This is a genomic window from Roseburia intestinalis L1-82, from assembly GCF_900537995.1.
GTDB classification, from domain to species: Bacteria; Bacillota; Clostridia; order Lachnospirales; family Lachnospiraceae; genus Roseburia; species Roseburia intestinalis.
The window spans coordinates 2,519,665-2,531,070 of sequence record NZ_LR027880.1; the positions used below are offsets into that span (position 1 = coordinate 2,519,665).

8 protein-coding genes are annotated in these 11,406 nt (G+C 45.6%); all 8 read right to left on the bottom strand.

Annotated elements, in window-relative coordinates; translation table 11 throughout:
• Position 1 precedes the first annotated feature (1 nt).
• Positions 2-2,194, bottom strand: coding sequence for a ferrous iron transport protein B (gene feoB, locus RIL182_RS11890; protein WP_006858787.1), 2,193 nt, complete (start codon positions 2,192-2,194; stop codon positions 2-4).
• Between the two features lie 133 nt (positions 2,195-2,327).
• Positions 2,328-2,549: a FeoA family protein gene (locus tag RIL182_RS11895; protein ID WP_015560421.1), complete on the bottom strand. Its 222-nt coding sequence runs from the start codon at positions 2,547-2,549 to the stop codon at positions 2,328-2,330.
• Positions 2,550-2,601: 52 nt separating this feature from the next.
• The gene (locus RIL182_RS11900; protein WP_006858789.1) at positions 2,602-2,814 is read right to left on the bottom strand and encodes a FeoA family protein; all 213 of its coding nucleotides are present in this window, start codon (positions 2,812-2,814) and stop codon (positions 2,602-2,604) included.
• Between the two features lie 268 nt (positions 2,815-3,082).
• Positions 3,083-6,163: a glycoside hydrolase family 2 TIM barrel-domain containing protein gene (locus RIL182_RS11905; protein ID WP_242655632.1), complete on the bottom strand. Its 3,081-nt coding sequence runs from the start codon at positions 6,161-6,163 to the stop codon at positions 3,083-3,085.
• Positions 6,164-6,189: 26 nt separating this feature from the next.
• A complete protein-coding gene (locus RIL182_RS11910) occupies positions 6,190-9,276 on the bottom strand; it encodes an alpha-mannosidase (protein ID WP_015520397.1) in 3,087 nt (1,028 codons plus the stop codon).
• Between the two features lie 13 nt (positions 9,277-9,289).
• The gene (locus RIL182_RS11915) at positions 9,290-9,538 is read right to left on the bottom strand and encodes a NifU family protein (RefSeq protein ID WP_006858793.1); all 249 of its coding nucleotides are present in this window, start codon (positions 9,536-9,538) and stop codon (positions 9,290-9,292) included.
• Positions 9,539-9,540: 2 nt separating this feature from the next.
• Complete coding sequence (locus RIL182_RS11920; protein WP_015560419.1) at positions 9,541-10,419, bottom strand: carbohydrate ABC transporter permease; 879 nt, start codon at positions 10,417-10,419, stop codon at positions 9,541-9,543.
• 13 nt (positions 10,420-10,432) lie between these two features.
• Positions 10,433-11,389, bottom strand: coding sequence for a carbohydrate ABC transporter permease (locus tag RIL182_RS11925; RefSeq protein WP_015520396.1), 957 nt, complete (start codon positions 11,387-11,389; stop codon positions 10,433-10,435).
• Between the last annotated feature and the right edge of the window lie 17 nt (positions 11,390-11,406).

Here is an 11,406-nt window from a genome sequence, read left to right on the forward strand (position 1 = left end):
CTTATCTTGCGCCTGCCATGCCTTTTACATTTACTTTTAATGTATCGCTCTCTTTGTAAGGTCTGAATAACAGATATAAAAGACCGATTACAAGTACGAAAGCAACAACAGTTCCAATACCGAATGTACCGGTTGTGATCAATGTACCGATCTGGTAGATACATAAGGATACTACATATGCTAAACCACACTGATATCCGATTGCAAACCAGAACCATTTTGTATTGTTCATCTCTCTCTTGATAGCTCCCATTGCAGCGAAGCAAGGTGCGCATAAGAGGTTGAATACCAGATAGCCGTATGCAGCTACCGGAGTCATAACAGCGGCAAGATTGCCCCAGAATTCAGTACCATCTTCTGCAACTTCTGCGAAACCAAATAACATACCGAATGTTGCTACGACGTTCTCTTTTGCGATCAGACCGCTGATTGCTGCAACTGCCATCTTCCAGCCGTTACCACTCTGTGTCCATCCAAGCGGAGTAAAGATCCAGCCGATTGCAGAACCGATCTTTGCAAGGATACATTCTGCCTGGGCAGCCTCAAGAGCAGCACCCTCAAGTCCATCGAAACTTAACATACCAAAGCCTGCATCTGTCCATCCGAAGTTCATCAAGAACCATAAGATGATGGTTGATAACGTGATGATCGTACCAGCTTTTTTGATGAAAGACCAGCCACGCTCCCACATACTTCTTAATACGTTGCCAACTGTCGGCCAGTGATATGCCGGAAGCTCCATAACGAATGGTGCCGGATCGCCAGCGAACATTTTTGTTTTCTTTAAAATAATACCGGAGCATACGATTGCTGCCACACCTACGAAGTATGCGCTCCATGCAACCCATCCTGCATTGTCGAAGAAAGCACCTGCGATCAAAGCGATAATTGGGAGTTTTGCTCCGCAAGGAATAAAGGTTGTTGTCATGATCGTCATTTTACGGTCACGGTCGCTCTCAATTGTTCTTGATGCCATAACACCAGGAACACCACATCCACTACCGATCAGCATCGGAATGAATGATTTTCCTGAAAGTCCGAATTTGCGAAATACACGATCCATGATGAATGCGACACGTGCCATGTAACCACAGGACTCTAAGAATGCAAGGAACAGGAACAGTACTAACATCTGCGGTACGAAACCAAGTACTGCACCTACACCGGAGATCACACCATCTACGATCAGACCTGTCAGCCAGTCAGCACATCCGATGTTTTCAAATAAACTCTGTGCACCAGGGATGATCCATTCACCAAACAGCGTATCATTTGTCCAGTCTGTTAAGATAGAACCAATCGTTGTTACAGATACATAATATACCAAAAACATTACAACTGCAAAGATCGGAATTGCAAGCCAGCGGTTTGTCACGATACGGTCGATCTTATCGGAAGTTGTAAGTTTCTCTTTGCTGCTCTTTGAAACACATTCGCCAATGATGGATGAAATGTATACATAACGCTCGTTTGTAATAATACTCTCAGTATCATCATCAAACTTATCTTCCATTTCCTTGATCTCATATGATACATCCGGAACAGATTTCATCTGCTCTTTGATCTTGTCATCTTTCTCTAATAACTTGATCGCAAAGAAACGTTTCTGATCCTCTGAAACAATACCGCTCAGTTTGTTCTCAACCTCTGTGATCACATCTTCTGCATCTTTAGAGAACTCATGTACCGGAACCATGTTCTTCTTCTGCTGTGCAAGTGCAACTGCCTTCTCAGCTGCTTTCTGGATACCGGTTCCCTTTAATGCAGAAATCTCAACGACTTCACACCCAAGCTTTTTGCTTAATTTGTCAATATGTATCTTATCACCGTTCTTCTCAACAAGATCCATCATGTTGATTGCCATAATAACCGGAATGCCAAGTTCCATCAACTGTGTGGACAGGTAAAGGTTACGCTCAATGTTTGTACCATCTACGATATTTAAGATAGCGTCCGGTCTGTCTCCGATTAAGTAATTACGGGCTACGACCTCCTCAAGCGTATATGGGGATAAGGAATAAATACCCGGTAAGTCCATGATGACAACATCCTTATGTCCCTTTAATTTACCTTCTTTTTTTTCTACTGTTACTCCAGGCCAGTTACCTACGAATTGGTTAGAGCCAGTCAAAGCATTAAATAAAGTTGTTTTTCCGCAGTTTGGGTTACCTGCGAGTGCAATTTTTACTGCCATAACTTTTCTCCTTTTATTTTTAGTTTGCTGCAACTTGCTTTTGTTTGCTGCTGCTTGCTTTCGTTTGCTATAGCTTGCTTTAGTTTGTCTTTTCTGTCTTTTGTTAGCATTTGCTAACGCCAGGGCAAAAAAATTACTCTACCTCGATCATCTCAGCATCTGCTTTTCTTAAGGATAATTCATATCCTCTTACAGTTACTTCGATCGGATCACCAAGCGGTGCAACTTTTCTTACATAGATATCAACACCCTTTGTGATGCCCATGTCCATAATTCTTCTCTTGACCGGGCCCTCGCCAGTCAGTTTTTTGACCTTTACGGTACTGCCGCAGGCTACTTCTTTCAACGTCTTCATCGTTTCGCTCCTTTTCATTTTTGTATCATGAAACTGCGCTGTTGCAACAGTTTTATACCATAATTTTATTCGCCATGTCTTTTCCGATCGCAACTCTTGAATCCTTGATGTTGACGATCATATTACCGTCGATCTCTGATATGACTGTAACTTCTCCGCCTGGAACAAAGCCAAGATTCTCTAAAAATCTTCTGGTTTCTTCTTTTCCACCGACTTTTTTAATCGTACTCGGTTCTCCTGTGTTTAACATAGTAAGCGGCATCATTTCTTCCTCTTTTCTCCTACTGTATTGATAATGATTTTCATTTCTTACGTTGGTTAGTATATTCTAACGTTCATTAGATGTCAATAACATTATTGATATTTTTTCTCATTAATTTTCATTTCATGGAAAAAAACGGATATTACAGAGACTTTTTTCACAGTTTATCGTCAAATTGCACAATAAAGTATGAAAATTTCAAGTCATTTGACTTTCAGTCTGACATGAAATTGCAGTTTCTCTATCCTATCCGTTTTATGTATTATAATTTTTACAGTTCTTCTATCTGTAATTGTACCTTCCACACGGTATGCGCCTCATCGCGCAAAAACTCTTCCGGCAGATCCGGTCCACAGGAATTACTTCCAATGCCCATCATCCGCGCATCCAGCGACAGTAAGGAACCAGACGCCGGTTCCAGTTCAAAATTATGCCTTTTTCCTGCCAGTTCTTCCACCGTGTAATCCGAAACGTTAAAATCCAGATAATTATCTGCCTCCGCAAGCAGACGGTATTTTTCATTTTCAAGTGAGACATATCGGCAGTGATAATGGCTTCCATTCTCCTGTGGTCTGATATAATTTTCATGCAGGTCTTCTACCTCTGCCTGAAACATATCGACATAACAGTGTTCCCTTTTATCAATATAGCTTTCATCCGGTCCATAGCCGTAATAAGTAACATGACGCATAGAGCGCTCAACCGGCAGCATGATCCCAAGCCGTGGCAGCGGCGGCATCGCCATATCTTTGTGCGCATCAAGCGTTACTATGACCCTGCCCCAGCGGTTCACACACCAGTCGGCATGAAGGTGCACTGCCGGCTGACGGTATATGGCTGCAATCCCTATATCTGCCACATAATGTGCCTCCCCGTCCAGACAGAATGCATCGGAATGATATACTTTGGTCATTGCCGCATCGTAGCCTGCCTCTTTCCACTTCTCCTTGATCTGGATGTCATTGTCTGTGGGTGCACGGTAAATCTGATATCCCGCATGTCCCCAGAGAATAGATTTTCCATCTTTGAAAATGCCGGTCGGCGCTCCGGTCTTCTTCCCAAAGGCAACACGAAGTGTACCGCATAATACGATCCATTCCTCCGGCTCCTCCACAAGTACGACCTCATGTTCCGCTCTGTTTTCCCTCTGCAAAACCGATACTTTCCGCTCCTGCATGCAAAACTGTGCAAATCCAAACGTACTGCTGCACGCTGCATATTCCACCGCTTTTTTCCGGATAAACGTCAGTTTTACATACACATCCATGTTTTCCGGCAGCTTTGGCACCGGGATCGTCAAGGCTGCTTTCTCATGCGGCAGCAGATGTGGCAACTCTTTTGTTCCATCTGCAAGAATGACTGTTTCGTCCTGTGCACTTCCCCCCGCTTTGATCTCATAACACAGCTCTGCCTCGCCGGATGCCTCAAGAAAATCAAACCTGTTTTCCACCAGGAACATACCATTGGCTGCATCGATCTCTGTGACAAAAACCGGACAGATCGCATTTTTCCATTCCCGAAGTCCCGTGTGCGGTGTACGGTCTGGATAGAGCAGCCCATCGACACAGAAATTGCCGTCGTGAAAGCGTTCCCCGTGATCGCCCCCATACAGATAGCGCTCTTTTCCGTTCTCTGCCACACCGTCATAAATGGCATGATCGCACCATTCCCAGACACAGCCCCCTAAAAATCCCTCATAACGGTACATTCGGTCCATATAGGCGCGGATACCGCCCGGTCCATTTCCCATTGCATGGACAAACTCACACATAAAATAAGGCTTTTTGTTTCCCGGATCTGCAAAATACTCATCAATCCATTCCACATGCGGGTACATTCTGCTGTAAAGATCGATCATGGATGTGTCGTTTACGTGACCTTCTGCTTCATAAACCGCCCCCTCGTAATGTGTCAGGCGTGTCGGGTCATATGCCTTGACCCAACGTCCTGCTTTCTCAAACGAATTTCCGTAACCGGACTCGTTCCCAAGCGACCAGATCAGGATACAGGGTGCATTTTTATCCCGCTTTACACAGCGCTCCACGCGGTCTATTACTGCCTTATCAAACATCGGATCCATTGCCAGCGTACAAAAAGTCTTTTTTGAAGAGCCCCCATAAAAAGAAGTTACTCCGTGCATCTCAATATCCGCCTCTGCGATCACATAAAAACCGTATCTGTCACAGTACTCCGGAAACCACGGTGCATTGGGATAATGGCTGGTGCGGATCGCATTAATATTATGCGATTTCATCAATTTGAGGTCTTCCTCCAACTGTTCCCTGCTTATGGTATAGCCTGTCTTTGCATTGCTGTCATGGCGGTTCACACCGCGTATCTTGATCGGTCTCCCATTTAGTTTCACTACGGATGACTCAATGTGGATTTCCCGTATGCCCACATTCTGATGCAGGATTTCGTTTTCCGTCCGAATCTCAAGCGTATACAGATACGGCGTCTCCGCGCTCCATAACCTGGGATGTTTTACCGGAAACACAAGCTTTGCCTCACTTCCATTCGACACCAGTGTTGTCTGCCCCTCTGCTTCCACGCTGCCGGAAGCATCTCTTAGTATGGCACGCACGAAAAGCTCCCGCCTGCTGCCGCCCGTCGAGCGGGAAAGGGAAAGACAGACCTCCGCGCTCTGCGGTGTTACCTGATCTTCCCCAAACGTGATCCCGGTCGTCACTGTGTAATCACGCACAAAGTCACATGGGCGTTCGATCAGCCAGACATCCCGGAAAATACCGGACATCCGGAACTTATCCTGATCTTCCAGATATGTACCGTCACACCATTTTAACACGAGAACATCCAGACGGTTTGTGCCGTCGGCCAGCAGCTCTGTCACTTCAAATTCACTCGGCGAATGGGAAACCTGACTGTAACCTGCAAATGTTCCGTTTACCCACACATAAAAGCAGGAATCCACACCCTCAAAATAAAGATAACTGCGCGACTGTGTCTGTGACTCTCTCAAAAATTCTGTTTCGTACAGCCCGCACGGATTTTCATCCGGGACATAGGGCGGATCGAACGGGATCGGAAACCGCACATTGATATACTGGTGGCTGTCATATCCATGGTTCTGCCAACAGGATGGAACCGGTATACTGTCCCATCCCCCCTCATTTATATGCCGGCAGACATCCGTTATGTCCGCGCCCTTTCCCTCACCGGCAATGCCTGCAAACACTTCTGCCGCACTGGAAAAATAATGAAATTTCCAGTTTCCGGAAAGACAGTTTCTGCGACTCTCTCCGTTTTCATCCTGTGGCTCGCAGCAGCATCTCGTCTCCTCCGTCCCCACATGTAAAATCTCCGGGTCTTCAAAATATTTTTCCAGTCTCATAGAAATTTTCCTTTCTGCATCACGCATTACTCCGGCAGGACAGGAATGGCAAATGACACAAGCTCGAATGGATGATAAACGATCACATCTGTCCTCTCTCCCTCGCTGTCCTCCAGCAGATTTACCGGCTGTACCGCAAATGGCAGCACCAGTTTTCCTCTTGTACCATCCTGTTCACTCAGACGGATGATGATATTTTTTTCGTCCTCACTCATCTTTACCGCCTGCACATAAAGTGTTTTTTTCTCTGCTGCCTTCTGTATGACCGCATCGATACGTCCGTCGAACTGCTGCGGCAAGGCAGTCTTTTTAAGTGGTACATTAAATTCAAACGCCCTGCGGTTGATCCCTGCATCCAGATGGTTTCCTGCATGTGGAACGATCCGGTAACAAAAATCATGTTTTCCCATATCTGAGGTAATATCCGGACGGATCGTCGCGCGCAGCAGACTTAATGTAATATGATTTTCATCGACCCCGACACCATATTTTCCATCGTTTAAGATCGCAATTCCGCCGTCCGACTCTGCCATATCGCACCATTTATGCATACACACCTCAAATCTTGCCTGCTGCCAGGAAGTATTCTTATGGGTCTCCCTGCGTATAAATCCGGCGCTGGTATCGCACACCAGTTCTCTGGACACCAGATTCATCCCAAATTCCATCTTCGCAAGTTTGTGTTTCTCATGCCAGTCCACCAGATGTTCCACTTCGATCTCGTTGCTGTCCGCAAACAGCCGTATCTGCATCTTCCAGCTGCTCGCCTCTGTGCCAAGCACCACCTCAAACAATGCACATGCACCATCTGCCACCACCAGATGAAGCGGTTTTTTCACAGTGATCTCAAGCTCTTTCTCTTTGTAGTTCGGCAGAATATCCCATGCGTCATAAACACCCGGCAGATCCTGATAAATGTGCAGTTTGTGAAACGCACCATCCGTCCATTCACGGTCAAGATCCCTGTCATAAAAACTTTCCATGCTCCCGTCTTTCGCAAAACAGATTTTCGCATGCGCGGTTTCTACCCGGACCCGATACGGCTCATCTACATATTTGACTGTAATCCAGTCTGCCGGTCTTTCTGCCAGAAGCCGTGCCTTTTTCTCCATCTGCCCTGCATCCATGGTCTCAAACGGTGCCATCTGCGGGCACACAAATGCACCTTTTTTTCCTTTCCGCAGAACCGGTCCATCCTCCATCTCAACAAAGGTAACTTCCGTCCGCTCCTGCCCTAACGAGTTAAAATAGGTATCCCCTGTTCCAATCAGGGAATCCACACATTCCCTCACTTTTTTATAGTCCTCCATCGCATCCTCGTAGACCGGATGGATATGACTTCCCGGCAGGATATCATGGAACTGATTGACCAGAAACTTCTTATATATATCCCGCACCTGTTCTGCAGGATAAGTTTCTCCCGAAAGGCAGCGCAGGGACAATAACAGTTCTGCCTCGCGCAGGGCAAATTCCAGCTCCCGGTTCTCACGTTTCAGGTTGGATTTCGTTGTGAATGTCCCCCTGTGCATTTCCAGATATAATTCACCATCCCACACAGCAAGATTTTCATTTCCCTTTAAATTCTTTTCCAGAAAACTTGTGCCCCCGGTCTGCTCGGTCTTTGGCATGACAGACAGTTTGTCAAACCGGTGCATCAGTTCGATCATCTCCTCCGTAGCACCGCTGCCCCCATCGCCATATCCAAACATGGACAACGTCTGTCCGCCGCTCTCCTTATCCTGATATGCCTCCCAGTTCTCCTGGATCTGGCTTGGCATATTCCAGGTGATAAAGTGTGTTGGAGGAACACATGCATAGACATCTGTGCCATCGATCCCGCGCCATATAAAATTATTGTGCGGAAAACGGTTGGTATCGTTCCATGTGGACATTTTATTTGACACAAAATACTCCACTCCGCTCTTTTTCAAGATCTGCGGCAGTATCCAGCTGTTTCCAAAAACATCCGGCAGCCATGCATTATTGACAGTCTTACCGAACCGGCTGCGGAAATACATCTGTCCATACAGACACTGGCGGATCAGACTTTCCGCCGACGGGATATTGCAGTCCGGCTCAATATACATCGCCCCGACCGGTTCGAAATTGCCCGCCGCGATCTTTTCCTTTAATTCCTCAAACAGTTCCGGGTAATATTTTTCCAGAAGTTCATAGGTATACGCCTGTGTATGCGTGTAATGAAAATCCGGGTACCGGTCCATCAGCCGCATCTGAATCAGCACGGTGCGCGCATTCTTCTGTACCGCATGGATCCTGCGCCAGTAATAGGCAATATCAAGATGCGAATGCCCTACTAATGCCACATTGCCGCTGCCGCGGAAATCACCATTTTCATAGATATGTTTCTCTATGTAAGCAGATGCCGCGCGGATTCCCTCATTGACATATTCATACTTCTCCCGCTCCATGGATGGCGACTCCTGATTTTGTCCGATGCATTCCCTCAGTGTCTCAAAGTCAATCTCGTTTAAGGCATTATTTAATTCCTGATTTAAGAATTTTCTGTAATCTTCATTAAAATAGGTACTTTTTGAAACATCCAGAAGAAGCTGCAGATCATAAAAAAGGCTCAGTGCATCCTGATTTACTGTTGCAAGATATAATCCCTGAAATTCCTGTCTGCACCCCTTTAATTTCATGGAATCCGGATTTCGCTCATCATCCGGCTTTGAACGGTTGTACCCCTCCATCTCGATCAGGAGTTCCCCGCTGTCAATGTAAGGACTGAGCAGTACACGGTCACGGTTTGGATCCATGCCGCCCACATAAACCCCATTGACCTTTACAATGATCTCCGCCGCCGTCCACATGGAAAGCCACAGCTCTTTTCCCTGCATCTCTTTTGGCACGGTCACTTTTGCCTTAAAAAAAACCGTTCCGTCGGGCGTAAAATAAATATCGCCCTTTTTTAATCTGCGATAACCACCCGGATAATACTCATAAGTGTTCTCTCCCGTCTGTCTCGCATCCGTAATTTCAATATCTGTAATCTCATATTTACTTTCATATAAAAACCGTTTCAGCCATCCGGCTCGCAGATCCGTATACTCCTCCGGTCTCATGCTTCTGCGGACTACCTGTACAAATGCCATTGCCTCTTCCTCCTTAAATCGTATCCCAGAAAAACGGTTTTTTCCGTTCTGCAAAAACCGTGACGTCTATCCCAAGATCTCTTTTTATTTCTTCCTCGATCCAGCTCATACAGCGTGGTACGATCGCACACTTCGAACATTCCCCCTGCAGCCTGACATGTAAAACATTTCCATCAGTTCCGGTAAGATCAATAAAACCGCCATCCCCCTGCAATTTAGGGGCTATCACTTCATCCACATATTTTTTTAATCTCTCGTCCATTTTTATCCCTTTACTGCTCCTGCTGTCATACCATTGATAAAATATTTACTTGCAAAAATGTAAATGACCAGAATCGGAACGATCGCGATGGTCGCCCCGGCAAACATGATATTCCATGCTGCTGCACCATCGCCCGCATTCTTTAACATGGTCACCCCGACTGTCAGGGGACGCTTTGAGGCATCCGTCATTGTAAATACCAGCGGAAGGATATATTCGTTCCAGCCTCCGCGGAAAGACAATAGCGCCACGGTTGCAAGGATCGGCTTTAATACCGGAAGAATGATCTTATAAAATGTCTGGAAAAATGTGCATCCATCGATTTTTGCCGCCTCATCGAGTTCCTTCGGGACCGAATTCATATAGCCGCGGATCAGGAAAATATAAGTTGCCTGTGCAGTTCCCGCCGAGATGAACACAACGCTCCAGAGAGACGTATTCATATGGATTTTTACCGCCAGTTCAAACAGTGGACGCAGTGTTACCGATCCTACATTTACAAACATAAATGCCACAAACAGACCATAGATCAGTTCCTTGCCCCTGAAATTTTTACGGGCAAATACATATCCTGCCATGCTTGTGACAACTAAGGTCAGGATCATGACACTTAAAGCAAGGAATATACTGTTTCCTGTGTACACCGCAAAGTTTGCAGAATTCCACGCATCAATAAAATTCTGTACGATCCATTCAGATGGGAAAATATTGATCCCGCCTGTAAGTAATTCCTGGTTCTTCTTAAACGCCCCCAGCACTACATAAAAAATAGGGTACAGCGTCAGGAACGCCACAAACGACATGAGCAGAACTACCAGGAAACGGATGACCTTTGTGCCGGTAGAATATACTGCCGTGTCATTTTTCTTTCGCATTTTCATCTGTAAAACCTCCTTATACCACCTCATCAAGTTTTCTTGCAAAATACATATAAACAGCTGTCACGATACCAATGATCAGCGCAGCAACCAAGCTTAACACGGTCGCATAACCGATCTGTGGGTTTGTCCCGACATCTTTTCCAAAAATAAGCTGGTAAATATATAAAAACATGACCTGTGTACGGTTGTTCGGTCCGCCGTTTGTAAGTACCATGATTGACTCATAATCCTTAAATGCCCCGGTGATCGCCAGCATTAAAATAATTTTTAACATCGGGCTTAACATCGGCAGTGTGATCTTAAAAAATGTCTGAATTCCATTTGCCCCGTCGATTTTTGCCGACTCATATACGTCCTCCGAAATGCTCGACATTCCTGAGATAAAATAGATCATATAATTACCAAAACCTGCCCAGAGTGCAACAATCAGAACCGACCACATGGCGGTCTTTGCATCCCCTAACCAGTTAACATTCTGCCCTATCACGCCGATCGCCTTTAACACGCCGTTTAAAACGCCATTATACGCCGCAAAGATAAATCCGAATACCATACTTGACACTGCGGTAGAAATGATCGTCGGCATAAAATAGACCCCCCGGAAAAAGGAGCTGCCCCTTAATTTCTGGTTCAGAAAAACTGCCATAATCAGTGCCAGCGGAATGATAAATATAATTTTGAGCACCGCATATTCAAATGTGTGCAGCACACTCTGCCAGAACGTCGTATCGGTAAGCATACGCTCAAAATTGTGCATTCCGGTATACGTCGCCGTCAATCCATTGTACTCGTAACATACATATCGGAAAATCCAGCAAAACGGGTATACTGAGACTACCAGTAACATAATGACCGCCGGCAAAAGCATAAGACCTGCCGCAATATCTCCCTTGTTTTTTGCGCGTTTCAGCCGTTCCGCAAAACTAAGGTTCTTTTTTGTTTTTATCACTGTCGTATTATTTTTACTCATATGACTCTCCATTCCTG